22 protein-coding genes and 1 pseudogene are annotated in these 20,581 nt (G+C 31.5%); 16 read left to right on the top strand and 7 right to left on the bottom strand.

The annotated features are described in order from the left end of the window. Positions 1-4: 4 nt before the first annotated feature. From BTO16_RS17830 to BTO16_RS07750, 3 genes and pseudogenes are all read left to right on the top strand, one after another. A pseudogene (locus BTO16_RS17830) lies at positions 5-121 on the top strand (transcriptional regulator); the annotation flags it as partial. A 139-nt stretch (positions 122-260) separates the two neighbouring features. Next, entirely contained in the window at positions 261-728 is a 468-nt protein-coding gene (locus tag BTO16_RS07755; RefSeq protein WP_105021036.1) for a DUF6428 family protein, read from the top strand. A 45-nt stretch (positions 729-773) separates the two neighbouring features. Continuing rightward, positions 774-1,304, top strand: a complete 531-nt coding sequence (locus tag BTO16_RS07750; protein ID WP_245892026.1) for a CIA30 family protein — start codon at positions 774-776, stop codon at positions 1,302-1,304. Positions 1,305-1,326: 22 nt separating this feature from the next. Here the strand turns inward: BTO16_RS07750 and BTO16_RS07745 are convergent, their stop codons facing one another. Continuing rightward, complete coding sequence (locus BTO16_RS07745; protein WP_105021034.1) at positions 1,327-2,364, bottom strand: RluA family pseudouridine synthase; 1,038 nt, start codon at positions 2,362-2,364, stop codon at positions 1,327-1,329. Positions 2,365-2,413: 49 nt separating this feature from the next. Then, a complete protein-coding gene (locus tag BTO16_RS07740) occupies positions 2,414-3,037 on the bottom strand; it encodes a PASTA domain-containing protein (RefSeq protein ID WP_105021033.1) in 624 nt (207 codons plus the stop codon). Between the two features lie 90 nt (positions 3,038-3,127). Here BTO16_RS07740 and BTO16_RS07735 point away from each other — a divergent pair, with 90 nt between their 5' ends. From BTO16_RS07735 to BTO16_RS07700, 8 genes are all read left to right on the top strand, one after another. Continuing rightward, the gene (locus BTO16_RS07735; protein WP_105021032.1) at positions 3,128-4,102 is read left to right on the top strand and encodes a D-alanine--D-alanine ligase; all 975 of its coding nucleotides are present in this window, start codon (positions 3,128-3,130) and stop codon (positions 4,100-4,102) included. 121 nt (positions 4,103-4,223) lie between these two features. Next, positions 4,224-4,688, top strand: coding sequence for a four helix bundle protein (locus BTO16_RS07730; protein ID WP_245892025.1), 465 nt, complete (start codon positions 4,224-4,226; stop codon positions 4,686-4,688). A 289-nt stretch (positions 4,689-4,977) separates the two neighbouring features. After that, complete coding sequence (gene coaD / locus BTO16_RS07725; protein WP_105021031.1) at positions 4,978-5,433, top strand: pantetheine-phosphate adenylyltransferase; 456 nt, start codon at positions 4,978-4,980, stop codon at positions 5,431-5,433. After that, complete coding sequence (locus BTO16_RS07720; protein ID WP_211298209.1) at positions 5,433-7,190, top strand: M14 family metallopeptidase; 1,758 nt, start codon at positions 5,433-5,435, stop codon at positions 7,188-7,190. Before coaD ends, BTO16_RS07720 begins: the two co-directional genes overlap by 1 nt. Before the next feature lie 13 nt (positions 7,191-7,203). Further along, the gene (locus BTO16_RS07715; protein WP_105021029.1) at positions 7,204-7,710 is read left to right on the top strand and encodes a pyridoxamine 5'-phosphate oxidase family protein; all 507 of its coding nucleotides are present in this window, start codon (positions 7,204-7,206) and stop codon (positions 7,708-7,710) included. Positions 7,711-7,712: 2 nt separating this feature from the next. Beyond that, positions 7,713-8,819: a lactonase family protein gene (locus tag BTO16_RS07710; protein WP_105021028.1), complete on the top strand. Its 1,107-nt coding sequence runs from the start codon at positions 7,713-7,715 to the stop codon at positions 8,817-8,819. Between the two features lie 470 nt (positions 8,820-9,289). After that, positions 9,290-9,754: a (2Fe-2S)-binding protein gene (locus BTO16_RS07705; RefSeq protein ID WP_105021027.1), complete on the top strand. Its 465-nt coding sequence runs from the start codon at positions 9,290-9,292 to the stop codon at positions 9,752-9,754. Further along, positions 9,751-11,964 carry a xanthine dehydrogenase family protein molybdopterin-binding subunit gene (locus BTO16_RS07700; protein ID WP_105021026.1) on the top strand — a complete coding sequence of 738 codons (2,214 nt, stop codon included), beginning with the start codon at positions 9,751-9,753 and terminating at the stop codon, positions 11,962-11,964. Before BTO16_RS07705 ends, BTO16_RS07700 begins: the two co-directional genes overlap by 4 nt. Positions 11,965-11,999: 35 nt before the next feature. On the opposite strand, the gene BTO16_RS07695 is transcribed toward BTO16_RS07700, so the two are convergent. Further along, positions 12,000-12,401, bottom strand: coding sequence for an HU family DNA-binding protein (locus BTO16_RS07695; protein WP_245892023.1), 402 nt, complete (start codon positions 12,399-12,401; stop codon positions 12,000-12,002). A 484-nt stretch (positions 12,402-12,885) separates the two neighbouring features. Between BTO16_RS07695 and BTO16_RS07690 the strand changes: the two genes are divergently transcribed. Genes BTO16_RS07690 through BTO16_RS07680 form a run of 3 tightly spaced genes read left to right on the top strand, consistent with a single transcriptional unit; the run spans position 12,886 to position 15,538 of the window. Then, positions 12,886-14,151 (top strand): DNA cytosine methyltransferase, encoded by a 1,266-nt coding sequence (locus tag BTO16_RS07690; protein WP_105021025.1) that lies wholly within the window; start codon positions 12,886-12,888, stop codon positions 14,149-14,151. Continuing rightward, positions 14,148-14,462, top strand: coding sequence for a hypothetical protein (locus BTO16_RS07685; protein ID WP_105021024.1), 315 nt, complete (start codon positions 14,148-14,150; stop codon positions 14,460-14,462). The genes BTO16_RS07690 and BTO16_RS07685 overlap by 4 nt, the downstream gene beginning before the upstream one ends. Next, positions 14,459-15,538, top strand: coding sequence for an HpaII family restriction endonuclease (locus tag BTO16_RS07680; protein ID WP_105021023.1), 1,080 nt, complete (start codon positions 14,459-14,461; stop codon positions 15,536-15,538). Before BTO16_RS07685 ends, BTO16_RS07680 begins: the two co-directional genes overlap by 4 nt. 265 nt (positions 15,539-15,803) lie before the next feature. On the opposite strand, the gene BTO16_RS07675 is transcribed toward BTO16_RS07680, so the two are convergent. The 3 genes from BTO16_RS07675 to BTO16_RS07665 form a co-directional block, all read right to left on the bottom strand. Beyond that, complete coding sequence (locus tag BTO16_RS07675) at positions 15,804-16,040, bottom strand: hypothetical protein (protein ID WP_105021022.1); 237 nt, start codon at positions 16,038-16,040, stop codon at positions 15,804-15,806. Positions 16,041-16,370: 330 nt separating this feature from the next. Then, complete coding sequence (locus BTO16_RS07670) at positions 16,371-18,032, bottom strand: SulP family inorganic anion transporter (RefSeq protein WP_105021021.1); 1,662 nt, start codon at positions 18,030-18,032, stop codon at positions 16,371-16,373. Positions 18,033-18,163: 131 nt separating this feature from the next. Continuing rightward, complete coding sequence (locus BTO16_RS07665) at positions 18,164-18,760, bottom strand: NUDIX hydrolase (RefSeq protein ID WP_105021548.1); 597 nt, start codon at positions 18,758-18,760, stop codon at positions 18,164-18,166. Between the two features lie 7 nt (positions 18,761-18,767). On the opposite strand from BTO16_RS07665, the gene pyrE reads away from it, so the two are divergent. Together pyrE and BTO16_RS07655 are read left to right on the top strand one after the other, a co-directional pair. Next, on the top strand, positions 18,768-19,409 hold the full coding sequence (gene pyrE, locus BTO16_RS07660; protein WP_105021020.1) for an orotate phosphoribosyltransferase: 642 nt from the start codon (positions 18,768-18,770) through the stop codon (positions 19,407-19,409). A 12-nt stretch (positions 19,410-19,421) separates the two neighbouring features. Continuing rightward, a complete protein-coding gene (locus BTO16_RS07655; protein ID WP_105021019.1) occupies positions 19,422-19,811 on the top strand; it encodes an orotate phosphoribosyltransferase in 390 nt (129 codons plus the stop codon). Here the strand turns inward: BTO16_RS07655 and BTO16_RS07650 are convergent. Beyond that, positions 19,808-20,539 (bottom strand): biotin--[acetyl-CoA-carboxylase] ligase, encoded by a 732-nt coding sequence (locus BTO16_RS07650; protein WP_105021018.1) that lies wholly within the window; start codon positions 20,537-20,539, stop codon positions 19,808-19,810. The genes BTO16_RS07655 and BTO16_RS07650 overlap by 4 nt on opposite strands. Positions 20,540-20,581 lie beyond the last annotated feature (42 nt).

Here is a 20,581-nt window from a genome sequence, read left to right as displayed (position 1 = left end):
ACAAATTAAGACGGGTCTTACCAAGTCAGAAATATTTACTGATGAACAAAATGAAATTGCTGCCATTGCAAAAGTGTTTGGTTATCCTGCAAGAATTGCTATTTTATATTTTTTAATAAAATAAAAATACGAGAAGTCTGTTTTTTAAATAAAAATTTAACAGATAGTTGTTGTTGAAACAAGCATTAAGAAAAGAGAAACAGTATACAGAAAACAAAAAAACAAAAAATAAAGAATAAAGAACCAAAAAATATAATAGTATGAAATTATCAGAAATTAAAAACCATTTAAAAGGTGTAAACAAAATAGGCTTTCAGTTGCCAAACGGTAATTTGGTTGCTAGTCATTTTCATGTAACAGAAGTTGGTAAAATAACAAAAGATTTTATTGATTGTGGAGGTAAAGTTAGAAGCGAAACGGTAATTAATTTTCAACTTTGGGAAGAAAATGATTACGATCATAGATTACATCCAGAGAAATTATTGAATATAATTGAGTTATCAGAAAAGAGATTTCAGTTTGACGACTTAGAAATTGAAGTAGAATATCAAGGCAAAGAAACAATAGGGAAATACAATTTAGATTTTGACGGAACGAATTTTTTACTAACGTCTAAATTAACGGCTTGCTTAGCGCTAGATGCTTGCGGAATTCCAGCTGAAAAAACAAAACTTAAAATTATAGAAGCTGTAGGCTCTTGCTGTGATCCAAGTGCTGGTTGTTGTTAGTTTGGTTTCTAAACCTAAAAAATGAAGTGTAACTAAACAGCGTTTATGAAATACATACTATTTATATTAATTTTATTTTCACTTATGAGTTCAAAAATAATCTTTGATTTTAATAAAAAATCAAACCTTCAAAACTGGGTAATTGTAGACGATGTAGTTATGGGTGGCGAATCATCTGGCTCTTTTAAATTAAATGAAGATGGTTTTGGTGTTTTTCAAGGCCGTATTTCTTTGGATAATAATGGAGGATTCTCTTCTTTGCGCTATCGATTTCAAAAAATTGCAATTGATGATAATACTCAGATTGTTATCAAACTAAAAGGAGACGGTAAAAACTATCAATTTAGAATAAAATCGAATTCGGGTGATTATTACTCGTATATATTACCTTTTTCAACTTCAGGAGAATGGCAAGAAATAAAAATTCCTCTAAAAGAGATGTACCCTTCGTTTAGAGGAAGAAGATTAGATCAGCCAAATTTTTCTGATGACGCTATTGAAGAAGTCACCTTTTTAATAGGAAACAAAAAAAATGAAAACTTTAAACTTTTGTTAGATACAATAGAGTTAAAATAACTTTGATACATTAAGAAGAAAACTATTCAAATTCGTGTTTAGAATTTTCAGAATAGGTTCTCCATTTTTCTAAACAATCCGCAATATCTTGAGGAATTTCTGTGTTAAACTGCATAAATTCACCAGTTATAGGATGTGTAAACCCTAATGTTTTTGCATGTAAAGCTTGCCTTGGCAATACTTTAAAACAGTTTTGTACAAATTGCTTATATTTTGTAAAAGTGGTTCCTTTTAAAATACCATCACCACCATAACGTTCGTCATTAAAAAGTGTGTGACCAATATGTTTAAAATGCGCTCTAATTTGATGTGTTCTTCCGGTTTCTAATTTACACTGCACTAAAGTAACATACGTTAAACGTTCTAAAACCTTATAATGTGTAACGGCATGTTTGCCAAAATCACCATCAGGAAAAACATCCATTTGCAAACGATTTTTTAAACTACGCCCTATGTTACCTTCAATTCTGCCTTCATCATCTTCCATATTTCCCCAAACTAATGCATAATACAAACGTTCTGTAGTTCTGTCAAAAAACTGACGCGATAAATTTGCCATCGCAAACTCGGTTTTTGCAACTACTAATAATCCGCTTGTGTCTTTATCAATTCTATGCACCAAACCTGGTCTTTCATTAGAATTGGTAGGTAAATTTTCTATATGATAAATTAAGCCATTTACCAAAGTACCAGAATAATTTCCGTGACCTGGATGTACTACCATTCCTGCTGGTTTGTTTACAACAATTACAGTATCATCTTCATACATAATATCTAAAGGAATATCTTCTGCAACCAGCAAGTTTTCTGCAGGCGGATATGCCAAAACAACCCTAACAATATCGTTTGGCTTTACTTTATGATTCGATTTTACAGCAATATCATTTACTAAAACATTGCCAGCTTTTGCTGCTTGTTGTACTTTATTTCTTGTAGAACCTTCTATAAAGTTCATTAAAAATTTATCAACTCTTAAAGGTTCTTGACCACTACTTGCAGTAAATCTGTAGTGTTCGTACAAATCATCATTATCATTATCTTCAGAAATATTTTCTTGCATGTCTTTTATTTTAATTGCAAATAGTTAAAATTTGCTTTCTGCCTACTGCTTACTGCGAATCATTTTCTCCCGCAGGTTCATCTATTGGTCCATCTTCGGGGATTATTCCGGGCGCTCCGTCTCTTTCTCCGTTTCCTAAAATCAATTCTATAATAGAGTTTTTTTGCAATTTATCGTTCGCACTTATAATTCTACCTTTATGTCTTAACCCCCTTACAACATCTTTTCCAATATCGTTTATATAGGTATAGTCTGTGCCAACAATAAAACCGATTGCTCGTAATTCAGAAATTGCTTGTCTTTTTGTTCGTCCGTTTAAATTAGGAATTGTAACATCTCTATATTTTGACGGATTTAAACTCAAGTAAATTTTACGTTTTTCTTTTACAAAAGCACCCGCTAAAGGGTTTTGTTCAATTACAGATTTTTTTGGATAGGTAGGGTTATATCTCGCACTATCATTAACAACAAAATCTAAATTCAACTCGTTTAATGTTCGCTCTGCCTCTGCAATTGTTAGTTTGTGTAAATCCGGAACTTGAATTTTTTGATCGTGATTTGTACTAACATTTAACCAAAATTTCAAGAAAAATACAAATACAACAATACCAATAATTGCAAATGCAATTTGCTTAAAAAAGGTTTTACTTTTAAAAAACTGAATTATACTCATAGAAAAGTTTTAAGGGTTCAAAGATATAAAAACTAAACGTTGTTGTTTCTATTTATATTTTGATAAATTTGTTTTTATTATTTTACATTGATGAAAAAAAATATAGCGATTGTAATGGGTGGATTTTCATCCGAAGTAAACATTTCTTTAAAAAGTGGAAGCGTTGTTTACCAGCATCTAAACAGGGAGAAATTTACTCCTTTTAGAGTACATATTTTAAAAGAAAAATGGGTTGCTTTAGATGACAAAGAAACTGAATACCCAATAGATAAAAACAATTTTTCTTTTTTGATGAATGGAAAACCAATCATTTTTGAGTGTGTTTTTAATGCAATTCACGGTAATCCTGGAGAAAACGGCGTATTACTTGCCTATTTTAGTTTAATAGGAATTAAACATACTTCGGCGCCTTATTATCAAATGGCATTAACATTTAATAAACGAGATACCTTAAGTGTTGTAAAAGAATATGGTGTTAAAACGGCAATTTCTGTTTATTTAAATAAAGGTGATGTTGTAAATACGGATGAAATAATTGCCAAGGTTGGTTTGCCTTGTTTTATAAAACCCAACAATGCAGGTTCTAGTTATGGTATTTCGAAAGCGTATACGAAAGAAGAAATTTTAATAGGCATTGAAGTTGCATACAAAGAAGATGCAGCCATTTTAATTGAGTCTTTTTTAGACGGAACAGAGGTGTCTGTTGGTGTTATTCAATATAAAGGCGCAACAAAAGTATTGCCAATTACAGAGATTGTTTCCGAAAATGATTTCTTTGACTACGAAGCAAAATACGAAGGAAAATCGCATGAAATTACACCTGCAAGAATTTCATCCGAAGAACAGCTTAAAGTGGAAGCAATTGCAGAAAAGGTGTACAAAGTTTTAAATATGTCTGGTTTTTCGAGATCAGAATATATTTTGGTAAATGGCGAACCTCATTTTTTAGAGATAAATACCGTTCCTGGTTTAACAGAAGCAAGTATTTTGCCACAACAAGCACAAGCAGCCGGAATTTCTTTAGCCGAATTATTCGAATCTGCTATTGAGTCTGCTCTTTTATAGAGGCAGGATGTTTTTAAAATAGAATCAAGAGACAAGAGACAAGAACCAAGAGACAAGAACCAAGAGACAAGATTAGTTTGTTTGTGATAGAGAACCAGGATGTTTAGAATCGTGAGACAAGATGAGTTGTATTGTGGAGACAGGAGACATGATTCGTGTTTCAAAAAAATCAAAATCATCAAAATCATCAAAATCATCAAAATCATCAAAATCATCAAAAATTAAAGATATGAAAAGACATAATTTTAAGAAACTACAAATTTGGCAAGAAGCAATAGAATTAGTTACTTTAAGTTATAAATTTACTACAACTTTACCTGATTTTGAAAAATTTGGGTTAGTTAGTCAATTAAACAGGTGTGCTGTCTCTATTCCTTCAAACATCTCAGAAGGTACAAGTAAAAGAACAAGTAAACATTTTACAACGTATTTAGAACATAGTTTAGGTTCTGCTTTTGAATGGGAAACACAAATTATAATTTGTAAAAACTTAAATTTTATTTCTGATGAAACTTTTATAGACTTTGAGAAAAGAATTCAAAAATTACAACAAAAAATTTCTAACTTCATAGATTCATTAGATTGATGTGTTAATGTTCTAGAATCAGGATGATTTTGAATCGAGGGACAAGATGATTACTTTTGTGGAATTGAAACAAGATAATTTTGAAACATGAAACAAGATTTAATTCCAAGTAAGTCTTAAAAGTCGTGTTTCGTAAATCAAGAACCAAGATAAGTTTGTATTATGGAACCAAGAACTGTCGTTATTCGTGTTTCAAAAACATCAAGAACATCAAAATATAATTTTAAATTAGAATCAAAAGTCATGATTCTTGAATCAAAAAAGTCTTGAATCCAAAATTAAAAAACATATGAAAAAAGCAATTTTTCCAGGATCTTTTGATCCAATAACATTAGGTCATTTTGATATTATTAAAAGAGGTGTAAAATTGTTCGATGAACTCATTATTGCAATCGGAATCAATGCTGATAAAAAATACATGTTTTCTTTGGATGAGCGCAAGAAATTTATAGAAGATTGTTTTAAAGATGAACCTAAAATAAAAGTGGTTACTTATAAAGGTTTAACGGTGCACTTTTGCGAGAAAAATAATGTTGATTTTATTTTAAGAGGCTTAAGAAATCCGGCAGATTTTGAGTTCGAAAAAGCCATTGCGCATACAAACAGAGATTTAGCGCCAATTGAAACAGTCTTTTTGCTAACATCTGCAAACACATCTTATATTTCTTCTTCAATTGTAAGAGACGTAATTAGAAATGATGGAGATTACACAAAATTAGTTCCTAAAACAGTAAGCGTTAAATAATGGTAAAATATTTTTTTAAAATCAGTTTTTTTGCATTCTTTTTTCTGATGATTTCTTGTAATAACGCATCCAAAGAAAACATCGATTTTACAACACTTTTCGAGAAATCAAAAGGAACAGAAACTCCGGAATACAAAGATGTAATTGCATATTACACAAAACTATCAGAAACATATTCTCAAATATCGTTGTTCTCGTTTGGGCAAACAGATGCTGGCGAACCTTTGCATTTAGTAGTCTATAACAGAGAAGGTATTTTTAATGTTGATGAAATTAAAAACGCAACAAAAAACAGAATTTTAATAAACAACGGAATTCATCCTGGAGAATCAGACGGAATTGATGCGTCCATGATGCTGCTAAGAGATATTGTGCAAAACGATTCTTTGCAAGAAAAATATAAAAATTCGATTATTTGCGTAATTCCGGTGTATAATGTTGGTGGTTCTTTAAATAGAAACTCACATTCAAGAGCCAATCAAAACGGGCCAATTGAATATGGTTTTAGAGGAAACGCAAGAAACTTCGATTTAAACAGAGATTTTATCAAACAAGACACTAAAAATGCAGCTGCTTTTGCCGAAATTTTTCACACGGTAAATCCAGATGTTTTTGTAGACAATCATGCAAGTAATGGCGCAGATTATCAATATGCAATTACACATTTATTTACGCAACATAACAAATTAGGCGGCAATTTAGGAAGGTTTCTAAAAAAAGAAATGCAACCAAAAATCGAAAAATCTTTAGAGAACAAAGGCGTTTTTATTACACCGTATGTAAATGTTTGGGGAACTACTCCAGAAGCCGGATTTTCTCAGTTTTTCGATTCGCCAAGATATTCTACAGGGTACACAACACTTTTTCATACGTTGGGTTTAATGGTGGAAACACACATGTTAAAACCATATAAAATTAGGGTAGAACAAACCTACGAATTGCTGTTTTCTGTTTTTGATTTTGCAGAAAAGAATTCAGTAACGATAAAAGACTTGCGATCAAAAGCAACCCAAGAAATTTTAGCTAAAAAAACATATCCGATTCAGTTTAAAGTGGATAAAGAAAAATATCGCGATCTGTATTTTAGAGGTTATGAAGGTAAATTGATTGATAGTAAAGTAACCAAAGGGAAAAGGTTGTTTTACGATAAAAACAAACCTTTTGAAAAGGTAATTAAGTATTATGATGAGTTTGCAGTAACGAAAGAAATCACGATTCCGAAAGCGTATATTTTACAACAAGGTTGGCACGATATTATTAGCAGATTAGTTACTAATAATATAGAATTTACACGCTTTAAAAAAGACACTACAATTGCTGTGGAGGTAAATCATATCAAGGATTTTGAAACTACAAAAATGCCTTTTGAAGGTCATTATTTACATTCTAATACAACTATTGAAAAGTCATCAGAAAAAATTACCTTTAAAAAGGGCGATATTTATATTGATACCAATCAAAACGGAATTCGTTATTTGTTAGAAACGCTAGAAGCAGAAGCTACAGACTCGTTTTTTAATTGGAATTTTTTCGATACAGTTTTGCAGTCTAAAGAAGGCTATTCTGCCTACGTTTTTGAAGATATTGCTGAAAAATTTTTAGCTGAAAATCCGCAAATTAAAAATGAATATGAAGCCAAATTAAATTCAGATAAAGAATTTACAGAAAATGCAAATACCCAATTAGATTGGATTTATGAAAAATCGCCACATAATGAAAAAGAATATTTGCGTTTGCCTGTGTTTAAAGTTTTTTAAATTATAATTTTTGATGAAATATTTTCTTTGTTCCTTTTTGATAATTGTTTTTGTGAGTTGTAAAAATGCCCCAAATTCTGTTAAAAAAGACATCAAAGAAATTGCAAAAGAGATTATGACAGATGCAAAAAACTGCGCATTAATTACCGTAGATTCTTTAGGAGTAGCGCACGCAAGAGCAATGGATCCTTTTTTGCCAGAAGAAGACTTTACGGTTTGGATGGGTACAAACCCAAAGAGTTTAAAAGTTCGTCAGATTCAAAAAAACCAACAAGTAAGCTTGTATTATTTTGATGCAAAAAGTGCAAGTTATGTTACGTTACAAGGAACTGCAAACATTGTAAATACTAAAAACGAGAAAGAGAAGTTTTGGAAAAAAGCATGGAAAAGCTTTTATAAAAACAAAACAACAGATTTTACTTTGATAAAGTTTACGCCCAAAAAAGCTACCATCATCAGCGAGAAATATCAAATTTTAGGAGATTCAATTTCTTGGGAAACGCCAACTATCAAATTTTAAAAATGAATAAAATAGCAACAACCTTTTTAATTGTAATTACAATAATAGTAATGACAGGATGCAAATCAGTACAGAAAGAAAACTATGCTTTCTATGTAGGCACATACACACAAAAAGATTCTAAGGGAATTTACAAATACGCAATCTCATCCGAAGGAAAACTTTCTAAAATAGGATTGGCTGTAGAAACGATCAATCCAACTTTTTTAGTAAAATCAAAAGATAGTAAAATACTTTTTGCAGTGGGCGAAACCAATGAAAACGGAACAGGATTTGTAAAATCTTTTAAAATTGAAAAGGATTCGTTACAACTTATAAGTAAAGAAGAAAGTGGTGGAGCAGGACCTTGTTTTGTAGCTTTAAATGATCAAAATTATATAGTTACTGCAAATTATGGCGGCGGAAGTGTTGGTTTATTAAAAGCAGATGCATCAGGTAAATTATCTAGTTTATTACATGTGCAACAACACGTTGGTAAAGGAACTACAGGCAGACAAGAAGGGCCACATGCACATTCAGCTTGGTTTCATCCTACAAAAAACGAATTGATATCTGTAGATTTAGGCACAAATCAATTGTGGTTTTCTACTATTGATACAACCCAAAATAAGTTGGTTTTAACCAATCAAAAAACCTTAGAAATGGCAGAAGGAGCAGGGCCAAGACATGTAACTTTTCATCCAAATAATAAATGGATATATGTTTTAAACGAACTAAATAATACCGTTTCTTTAGTAAAAGAAAAAGAAAACACGTATTATGTGGAGTCTTCAATAGCAACACTTCCAGAAGATTTTACGGCATATAGCAAAGCTGCAGATATTCATATTACAAAGGATGGCAAATTTTTATATGCTTCAAATCGCGGCCATGAATCAATTGTAATGTATACGGTAAACCCCAAAAACGGAACTTTAAAAACGATTGGATTTCAACCTGTTTTAGGGAAACATCCACGTAATTTTTCTTTATCACCCAATGAAGTATTTTTGATAGTTGCAAATCAAGATACGAATAATATTGTTTCATTTAAACGAAATTCAAAAACAGGAAAATTAACTTTTGTAAGCGAAATTGCTGCACCAATGCCCGTTTGTATTTTATTTTAAAGTTTTACTTAACCCAATGTGAATTTTACGATAGAAATGAGTAAAATTTGTGTCTCGAGCAGCAATTTTAGTTTTAAATAGGTTTTCCATGTAACTTTTTAAAGAAAAAATTACTCGAACCTTTAGGAGAACAAATTTTCTTTTTTAAGGCGTACAAGTGCTATAGACGGATTTATTTTTTTAATTAACAAACACTAGTTTTTAATTAAAGATATTTTTAGTTTACATATCCAGTTAAAATAAATGTGTTATTCATTCTTTGAAATAATTTTATAGAGATAAGACAGGTAATTTTATTTAGGTTTTACACATTTGTTAGATTCTTTGCAGCAAATCTTGTTTCTAGGCTTAAAAGCGTAGTGGTATTTTCTTTTTTATCCTGCAATGATTAAAAACAATAAAGTTTTTAGAATTCTTTATTTTATAATTCAAATGCAATTCCGTAACTTGTAACTTCAAAATCGATACAGGTGAGTAAAAATTTATCAATTAACGGAAAATCGTACACTATTGATGTACAAGACGATATGCCGCTTTTGTGGGCAATTAGGGATATTGTAGGTTTAACAGGTACAAAATTTGGTTGTGGTGTAAGTCAATGCGGCGCCTGTTCTGTTTTAATTGATGGTACACTTACAAAATCTTGTAGCATGCCGGTTTCTTATGCTTTTGGTAAAGAAATTTTTACAATCGAAGGATCATCACCAAATTTAGAGTTTTTACGAGAAGCTTGGAATGAGGGTAATGTGCCACAATGTGGATATTGCCAATCTGGGCAACTAATTGCCGCAACCTCTTTGTTAGATGCAACAGAAAACCCTACGGATAAAGATATTGATGCTGCTATGAGTAGTAATATTTGTAGATGCGGAACCTATACAAGAATTAAAAAAGCTATTCATAAAGCTGTTGCACTTAAAAACGAATCGATATGAGTAAAATACAGCAAATAAATCGTAGAGATTTTGTAAAATTATTTGGATTGGCTACTGGCGGAATCATCTTAGGATGCAACATTTCTTCGGATAGCAAAGATTTTATCCCGCAAATAGAAGGCACTTTTGCACCGAACTTATTTGTGCAAATTCAGAAAGACGGAAATATTATTTTAATGGCTTCTCGCTCAGAAATGGGGCAAGGAATTAGAACCTCTTTAGCATCTGCAATTGCGGATGAACTAGAAGCAGATTGGAAATTTATTACCGTTCAACAAGCAACAGGAAATGCCAAATATGGCAATCAAAATACAGATGGCTCACGAAGTGTAAGAACTTTGTTAGCACCAATGCGTAAAATGGGTGCAACTGCAAAAGCAATGTTAATTACTGCCGCTTCTAAGAAATGGAAAGTTTCAGAAGCAGACTGTTTTGCAGAAAACCATTTTGTCATCAATAAAAACACAAGTGAGAAAATCTTCTTTGGCGATTTAGTGGAAGAAGCAGCGAAACTTACCATTCCTGACGACGCAACCATCCAACTAAAAAAAGTTGAAGACTTTAAATACATTGGTAAAACTTTAAAAAGCGTAGATTTAAAAGCCTTTACACATGGTACAGCAACCTACGGAATCGATGTTCGCATACCAAATATGAAATTTGCTGCGATTGCGAGATGCCCAGTTACATTTGGGTCGGTAAAAAGTTTTAATGCAAATGCGGCTGAGAAAACACCGGGTGTAGAAAAAGTTTTTCAGTTAGATAGATTGGTGCCGCCAACAGGATCGTTTTTTGGAGCTTTAGGTGGTGTTGCAGTTATTGCCAACAACACGTGGGCTGCTTTTCAAGGAAAAGAAAGTTTAGAAATTGAGTGGAATTATGGCGAAAATCATTCATTTGATTCCGAAAAATTCAAACAAACACTTACCAACAGAATTAAAGAAAAAGGAAAATTAGTTCCTGGTAGTACTGGAAAAGTGGATGATGCTTTTGAGGAGGCAGCAAAAACAGTAGAAGCAATTTATCATGTTCCGTTTTTAGTGCACGCACCAATGGAAGTGCCAAATGCAACTGCATGGTTTCAAAAAAATAAAATTGAAGTTTGGGCACCTGTTCAAGATCCACAAACAGCAAGAGCAGAGCTTGCGCACTTTTTTGAAATTCCTTTAGAAAATATTACCGTAAACGTTACTTTTTTAGGCGGAGGTTTTGGACGTAAATCAAAATCTGATTTTGTGGTAGAAGCCGTTGCTTTATCCAAAAAAATAAAAGCACCCGTTCAAGTAGTTTGGACGCGTGAAGATGACATTCAGCATAGTTTTTACCACGCAACAAGTGCACAATACTTAAAAGGTTCTTTAGATACAAACGGCCAAGTTACAGGTTGGTTGCAAAGAGTTGCATTCCCTTCTATTGTATCGTCATTTAAACCTTTGTCTGAGTATGCGTCTGGTTTTGAACTCAATCAAGGGTTTACAAATAATCCGTACAATATCTCTAATTTTAGTTTAGAAAATGCCAAAGCAGAAGCCAATTTAAGAATTGGTTGGATGCGCTCTGTAGTGCATATTCATAGTGGTTTTGGTAACAATTCTTTTGTAGACGAATTGGCATTTGCAGCCAAAAAAGATGCCGTTCAATTTCATTTAGATTTAATAGGAGCCGATAGGGTTATAGAAGGTAGATCTGAGTTTCCGTACGATTCTAAACGAATGAAAGCCGTTTTAAAAAATACTGCTAAAGTTTCTAATTGGGGTAAAACGATTCCTGAAAACCACGGTTTAGGAGTGGCAATTCATTATAGTTTTTACAGTTATGTTGCTACTATTGTAGAGGTTTCTGTAATTAACGAAAAGGTAAAAGTAGAAAATGTTTGGACTACCATCGATTGTGGTTTGGCACTAAACAAAGACAATATTAAAAACCAGTTAGAAGGTGCTGCTATCTTTGGGATGTCGCTTGCATTGTACGGTAAGATTTCTGTAAAAGAAGGCGCCGTTGAACAACATAATTACTATGATTATGAAATGACAAGAATGAAAGATGCACCAAAAATTCATGTAGACATTATAGAAGCGATGCACGAACGCCCAACAGGAGTGGGGGAACCGGGAGTGCCTGTTATGGCGCCGGCAATTTGCAACGCTATTTTTAATGCTACAGGGAAACGTATAAGAAGTTTGCCTTTGGTTGATTTTGGTTTGGTGTAAATTACCACATAAAGGTATCGGGTATTTTAAAATAATTAAACACTTCTACTACCTTCTTTATAAGTAGTAATACCTGCCTTTAACTTTCTTTTCATTTTAACAGATGGTTGATAGTTAATATGAAATTTTTTGATATTTCTTTTTACACTTAAGGCTTTTGGTGTAGCAGCTGCTATGCCATTAAAGCCCATTTTAAATTTACCAACATCACCTAAATCTACAATTTTACCATTACTTAAATAATAGTCTAGCTTTTTACCCAAAGCCATTAATACTGCTTTTACATCTACTTCATGCAAAGTACACTCGTTGCTTATACTTTCGCTTAAAGTATCTAAATCTATAGTACCTGTATTTACTGCTTGTAAAATATATTGTTCCTCTTTATTTTTTATACTATTGGTTCTTTTGGTTATTCTATAACGTAATGCCATCATTATGTGCTTTTTTTTGTATATTTATAAAACTTAGAAACTATCTCTCTTTTAAGGTATTAAAAGCGTTCTTTGTAAAAATACTACAACTTTTTATAATTTATACTAGTATATTTAGAAATATATACTAGTACTTTTTAGAATTGCACCTTGACGCGACACAAACTGCATCAGGCTGCAATATAAAGTGCGTCTTGATGCGGGATAAAGTTTGTTCTTGATGGGGTTTTAGAAACTGTTAATGGTTTTATTGGTGGGAGTTTTAGTTAGAATATACGAGCATTAGTGAAATATAGACTACTAAAGTTTCTGGATTTTCTTATTGTTTTTGTAGTTTGAATTTTAATGTGATGCTAAACTTGCTTAAGGTTTTAGATTGGTAGAATTTGGACTGATTTAAGGAGTCTATGGTATGAACAATAATTTATATGTAATTTAAAATGAACTTTTTTTCATAACTTGCGGTAATAATTAAAAAATCGAATAAGTGCTTCTAAAAGAAAGTATAACTATTGAAAATTTTGAAGATAAAAAATTTAAAATAAAGCTTATAGGCTCTGAAAAAGATACAGAAGCTGCCTTTACACATTATTTACATAATTACAAAAAAGGTGTTTCTCATTTCTATAAACCTGATGCACTAGAACACGTTAAGAATTTTTTTGAATATAAATTTCCTGATGAGAAAATATCAAAAGTAGTAGCTGAAGAAGCTTTACAGTATTTGATTTTTCAACAAGAAGATGTTCCATTTCCTGCTCCTAAGAATCCTGGTTTTAAGTTTATAGATTTATTTGCGGGAATTGGTGGTTTCAGACTTGCATTTCAAAATCTTAAAGGAAAATGTGTTTTTACAAGTGAGTGGGACAGGTATTCAAAACAAACTTACCAGGCTAATTTTGGAGAAGTTCCATTTGGAGATATTACAAAAAAAGCGACCAAAGATTATATTCCTGATGGATTTGATGTTTTGTGTGCTGGGTTTCCTTGTCAAGCATTTTCAATCGCTGGAAAAAGAGGAGGATTTGAAGACACACGCGGAACATTGTTTTTTGATGTAGCAGAAATTATAAAAAAGAAAAAACCGAAAGCAATATTTTTAGAAAATGTAAAAGGTTTAAGAAGTCATGACAAAGGAAAAACATTAGCTACTATTTTGAATGTTTTACGTGAGGATTTAGGTTATTTTGTACCAGAACCACAAGTTATGAATGCAAAGGAATTTGGAGTTCCACAAAATAGAGAGCGAGTTTTTATTGTTGGGTTTAGAAAAGATTTGAAAGTTACAGAGTTTGAATACCCAAAACCTATTAAGAAAAAATATACTCTTGAAGATATTTTAGAATCCGAAACTGTTTCTGTAAAGTATTATCTATCTGAAACTTATGTAAATACTTTGCGAAATCATAAAGCTAGGCACGCAAGTAAAGGGAATGGCTTTGGTTACGAAATTATTCCAAATAACGGAACTGCCAACGCAGTTGTTTGCGGAGGAATGGGACGAGAAAGGAATTTAGTGTACGATTTCCGATTAAAAGATTTTAAACCAATAACCCATATTATAGGAGAAGTAAATAGAGAAGGAATTCGAAAAATGACACCGAGAGAATGGGCTAGATTACAAGGTTTTCCAGACGACTTTAAAATTGTAGTTTCAGATGCACAAGCTTATAAACAATTTGGAAATTCGGTTGCAGTTCCAGCAATTCAAGCTACTGCTAAGAAAATAATAGAAAAACTTAATGCAATATGAATTTGATAAAAAGTAAAATATTTGTAGCTCTGGGTTCTGAAGTTAATACTGGTAAATTTGAACAATATTCAACAAACGCAAAGTTTGAAGAATTATCAAAACCAAATGGATTAATTTATTATGAAGTTAAAGACCTTGAAGAAGCATCTTCTATTTGTCGTAAATTTATTCAAACTTACTCATTGGGAAGTGGCAACTGGCTAGGAGGTAGAGTAATAAATGAAAAAAGCGATTTTTTAGCACGAATTTCTTATAATGGTAGAATTTGGGACAATGAAAATTGGGAAATAGCAAATGAACTAGCAATATGATTAAAGGAAATAAGGGCGAGTGGAGTGAAATTTACACACTTTTTAAACTACTTGGCGACAAACAGTTATTTCTGGGAAACAAAGAAATTGAAAAATTAGAAGGAATTGTGTATCCCATCTTATGTGTTTTGAGAACCGAAAATAATGGAGATTTTGAATATTCAATTAAAGACGAAATCATACTTATTTCTGGTGGAGAAGAGGTTTTAAAAATCCCAATTACAGAGTTTAAGGAAAAAGCTAAATTCTTACTTGATAAAATTAAGTGTAATAAAGAAAGAACTTTTTCAGTTCCAGAAATTGAGCAGTTTATGCAATCTATTAATTGTCTTTCTTTAAAAGCTAGTTCAAATTCAAAGACTGATATTACAATCGTTGTTCACGACCAAAGAACAAATCAACAACCCACTTTAGGTTTTAGTATAAAATCACAATTAGGAAGCCCTTCTACCTTGCTTAATGCAGGAAAAACTACAAATTTTATTTTTAAAATTTCTAATCTAAAATTAAGAGAATCTGATATTATCAAAATTAATTCTATAGATTCGAGAAGTAAAATAATGGATAGAATTAATTATGTTTTAGAATCAAAGGGACATTTTCATTTTGTAAAAACTGAAAAACAAATATTCTCAAACAATTTAATTCTTATTGATAGTAAACTACCTGAAATTTTATCGCATTTAGTTTACGACTTTTATGCTAGTAAAAGTTCAGGCGTTTCGGATTTGGTAGAAAACACAAATTCTAAAAATCCATTAAATTTTGACACTTCTAATGAACATAAGTTTTACGAATACAAAATTAAACGATTTTTAACAGACGTAGCTTTAGGAATGATGCCTTCGAAAGTTTGGACTGGCCAGTATGATGCAACTGGAGGATATTTGATTGTTAAGGAAAGTGGGGATGTTTTGTGTTATCATATTTACAACCGAAATCAATTTGAAGATTATTTATTTAATAATACAAAATTAGAGACAGCAAGTTCTAGCAGACACGATTTTGGTATTGTTTATGAAGAAGATGGAGAGTTTTACTTTAAACTCAACTTGCAAATTAGATTTATAAAATAAACTGTTCATCCTTTATAACTCATTAATTGAACCTTTATCGTTAAAAAAATACTAACGAAATACAAATGATCAATTCCTTTTCAATCGTCTTAATCAAAAGACGCTTTTAAGATAAATTATGTTTTCCAAATTTTCGATAATAATTTAATTGAAAAGTTTCTACTTCATCACTTTTTTAATCTTTTTTAAAAAAAAACTAAGAAATAAAAATTATCTGTTTAAAACCTGTACGTCACTTTTTGACTTCTTTTTGTTTTAAACAACCTCAAGAAATTTGCCTAGTAATAATAGCAATAGCTTCTGTTTTACCTAAAATGTTATCAAACTCCAATAGAGAATCTTCATCTTTATACACACCATTTCTATCATTCCAAGATAACCAGTCTATTAAATCTTCACGAGACCAAGAATTTAATTCAATTTGAAGTTTATCTTTATCCAATTCCATTATTTTGTAATTTGGATGTTTTAATTTTCTTATTTCTTCTAAATCTGAAATCATAGCTATTTTATCTTAAAATTTATAATCTAAAGATACTGAAATAAATTTAAATAACCTGTGGGTCAGATAGTTAAATTAAAATATATAGCTTCCAAATTAAAAATTGATGTTTGTATTCCTAAATTAACTTCATAGATTGTACGTCCGTTTGATAACTAAAATAAACAAATTAACGACAATTCTATATTTTGTAGAATTAGTTTTCTAGCCCTGATTGCAGTGGAAATCCTTTTTATGAAGAATGAATAAAAAGATTGCAACGTAAAGCAGGAAATAGCTACAAATAATAATTATAAAACTTTATTCCCTGCTAAACGTTTAAAATCCCTCTTAAAACTTATACTCCTTCAAAGATTTCGGAAACTTCTCTGGGTTAGCCGCTAAGTGATAACGAGGATCATCGATATCTTCTTCAATAATATCTAGAAAAATTGGACTTGCTTTGTATAAAAGCACCTTACAATCTTCACTTAAATGTTTTAATCGAATGCTTTTACCTTCGGCTTGGTACTTTTCTACCAATGCATAAATAGCTTCTATAGCAGAATGATCAGAAATACGCGCTTCTACAAAGTCGATTTCTACTTTTTCTGGGTCGTTTTTTACATCAAACTTTTCATTAAATGCAGCGATACTTCCAAAGAACAACGGTCCCCAAATTTCGTATACTTTCGTACCGTCTTCTTTAATACGTTTTCTAGCTCTAATTTTTTTAGCGCTTTCCCAAGCAAAAACCAATGCAGATACAATTACACCTACAAATACGGCAATTGCAAGATCAAAAATAACGGTTACAGCAGAAACGATGATTAAAACAAAAGCATCAGATTTAGGTATTTTCTTTAAAATTCTAAAACTAGACCAAGCAAAAGTTTCAATAACCATCATAAACATTACACCAATTAAAGCTGCAATTGGCACTTGTTCTATTAATTTATCAGTAAAAAGAATAAAAGTTAATAAGGTTAACGCCATCATTATTCCAGATAAACGTCCTCTACCACCCGCATTGATGTTAATTACAGTTTGTCCTATCATTCCGCAACCACCAGTTCCCCCAAAAAGACCACTTACAATATTTCCTGCACCTTGTGCAACACATTCTCTATTTCCGTTTCCTCTAGTTTCTGTTAATTCATCTACTAAATTCATTGTCATTAAAGACTCTATTAAGCCAACCGAAGCCGCTAAAAAGGCAAAAGGTAAAATAAACGTTAAAGTATCTAGGTTAAAAGGTAAGTTTTGCCAAAGTTCTAAATTAGGTGTTGGGAATTCTCCTTTTAAACCCGTTCCGCCACCTTCAATAATATAAGAGCCTACGGTTGTAACTTCTATACCAGAAAAAATAACGATAAAAGTGGTTACTAAAATAGCCGTTAAAGAGGCTGGTAATTTCTTTGTAATTTTTGGTAATAACCAAATAATAGCCATGGTTAAAGCAACAAAACCAAGCATAATGTACAATTCTTTGCCAAACATATAGGTGCTTACATATTCATTTACACCGTTTTCTGAGACCTTTACAGATTTGTGAGTAAACATTTTTACTTGTGCCCAGAAAATAACAATTGCCAATCCGTTTACAAATCCCATCATTACAGAATGCGGAATTAAACGTACAAAACGACCTAATTTTAAAACTCCTGCAAGAATTTGTATTACTCCCATTAAAATTACACAGGCTAGTAAATAAAAATAACCCATGTTGTCTATGGGCGTGTCAAACAACATTCCTTTTGTATGCCCTTCAGAAATCATGCTTACAAAAATAACAGCAACAGCACCTGCAGCACCAGAAATTAAACCCGGTCTTCCGCCAAAAACAGCGGTAATTAATCCAATGATAAATGCACCGGAAAGTGCCACTAAAGGATCTATTTGAGCTACAAAGGCAAAAGCTACCACTTCTGGTATCATCGCTAAAGAAACAGTGATTCCTGCTAGCACATCGTCTTTTGCGTTTGGTATTATTTTTCTAATGAATTCAGTCATAATTTAGTAGCTTTTAAAAGTCGGCAAAGGTAGTTGGTTTTTTTTAGATAGACTTAGGCATAACGTTTTAATAAAAGTTAAAGACTACTGTAAAATAAATGAAGCTCATTTAGTAGCATTTGTTACTGAATTTAGCCTTCTTTATACGTATCATAAACCAATTTAATATTTTCGAAAGTGTTTTTTAAAGCTTCATCAATTGCGGTGTCATTTTTAAAACAAACAGCTGTAATGCCTTCTTCCGTTTGCGGAACTAATTGTCCATTAAAGTCTGAGTTCATTAAAAACCAGTGGGTTTCTTTTAGTTTTGCGCCTTTGTGAAAATAAATATGATAGGTAATAGTTATTTTTTTGATAATCGATAGATTAAAAATGCCACATTCTTCTTCAACCTCTCTAATTGCAGCAGTTTCAATACGTTCTCCTTTTTCAATTTTTCCTTTTGGTAAATCCCAAAAATTATTTCTAAAAATAAATAACACTTCTTTTTTAGGATTTAAAACCAAGCCGCCGGCTGCAGGAATAACTTCTATATTCTGTAAGAAAATGAGCCAATCATCCTTTAAATTAGAGGTGTAAAGGTTGATTCCTTTTATTGTTTCGTCTTTTAACTTGTGAAGGATATCATCAAAAATAATATTTTGAAAGTCGTAAACCGGATAATTATTTTCTTTTTTTAGAGAAGATGTGATAATAATTGGTTTATCATTTACAAAAACTTTATACATTTGCGGTATGATTTTAAACAAAGATAACGCAAAAAAAACAGCCGAGCATTTATTGCAAATTAAAGCAATAAAGCTAAGTCCGCACGATCCCTTTAAATGGGCTTCTGGTTGGAAATCTCCTATTTATTGCGATAATAGAATAACGTTGTCTTTTCCATCAGTTCGTATTTTCTTAAAAGAAGAAATTGCTAAGATTGTAGAACTACAATATGGTAAACCAGATGTAATTGCAGGTGTTGCTACAGGCGCAATTGCTATTGGCGTTTTGGTTGCTCAAGAATTAGGTGTACCTTTTGTGTATGTAAGACCAGAACCTAAAAGTCACGGTAGAAAAAACCAAATTGAAGGCCATTTAGAAAGTGGGCAAAATGTGGTGGTTATCGAAGATTTAATAAGCACAGGTAATAGTAGTTTAAATGCTGTTGCAGCTTTAAAAGAAGCTGGCGCTGTGGTGAAAGGAATGGTGGCTATTTTTACCTATGGTTTTAAAGTTGCTGAAGATAATTTTAAAGCAAAGAACATTCATTTAACCACCTTAAGTAATTATAAAAACCTTCTAGAACAAGCGTTAGATAGTAATTATATTTCTGAAAAAGAATTAGAGACACTGCAAGAATGGAGCGCAAACCCTAGTGAGTGGAAACAATAAAAAACAAACAATATGAATATTAGTGGTACAAAAGTAGTGGTGAATAAATCTCAAAAAGAAACTTTTGAGTTTTTATCAGATTTAAAAAACTTTGAGCAATTAATGCCAGCATCTATTCAGAAGTTTGAGGTAGAAGGCGATTCTTTTATCTTCGGATTAAAAGGAATGCCAGAAATAAGGTTGGTTTTAAAAGAAAGCACAGAATTTTCGAACATTACTTTGGGAGCGGCAAGTAGCAAATTAAGTTTTGAATTGGTTGCAAATATCGATGAGATTGATGAAGCTTCTTCTAAAGTGCAGTTAGATTTTAATGGCGAATTTAATATGATGATGGCAATGATGGTTAAAAAACCATTGACCAACTTTATTGAAACGCTAACCGATAATTTAGAAAAACTTTAAAGGAAAGAAATTTCTTTCACTCCGAATTCTCTAGTGGTTTCATCTTCTAATTCCACTTGAAGATTGCCATAATTAGAAACACCTATAATTTTACCCATAAATAAAATGCCATCTTTGTCTTTAAACATAGATGGTATTTTGTTTTTGTACAAAGCAGTTAAGTAATCTGTTTCTAGTTTTAGGTATTCTTTTAATGAAAGCAGGTGTATTGTCTTTTTTAAATTTTCAACAATTTCGATCAATAAACGATCTAAATCAAATTCTAAATTGCTAGTAATTTTTAAAGAGGATACATTTTTTATAGTATCTGGAAATTTTTCTTGGTTTACATTTAAGCCAATACCGATGATAGAACTATTAATTTTAGTACCTTTAATATTGTTTTCTATTAAAATGCCACAGATTTTCTTGTTTGCTGACAAAATGTCGTTAGGCCATTTTATAGAAAGATTCGGGATTTTATGATGTGCAAGGGTGTTAAATACGCCTAGAGATATTGCGAAGTTTAAATATTTTTGATGTCTAATTTCTAAATCAAAATCATTCGTAAAAACACTGAATGTAAGGTTTTTAAAAGGTTCAGAGATCCACTTGCTTTCTTGTTGGCCACGACCTTTTTTTTGTTCACCCGTAACCACAACCGTAAAGTTTTCAAGCGCAGAATTTTGCCCTAATTCTTTTAAAAAAGAATTGGTAGAATTGGTGGCATTAAGTTTGATTATTTTCAAGTGTTAAATAAAGTGTAAACTAGTTCAATAATACATAAAATA

The sequence above is a fragment of the Polaribacter glomeratus genome, assembly GCF_002954665.1.
In the GTDB taxonomy this organism is placed as follows: domain Bacteria; phylum Bacteroidota; class Bacteroidia; order Flavobacteriales; family Flavobacteriaceae; genus Polaribacter; species Polaribacter glomeratus.
Note: the sequence above shows the minus strand (reverse complement) of the source record. Positions and strands in the feature narration are given on the sequence as shown.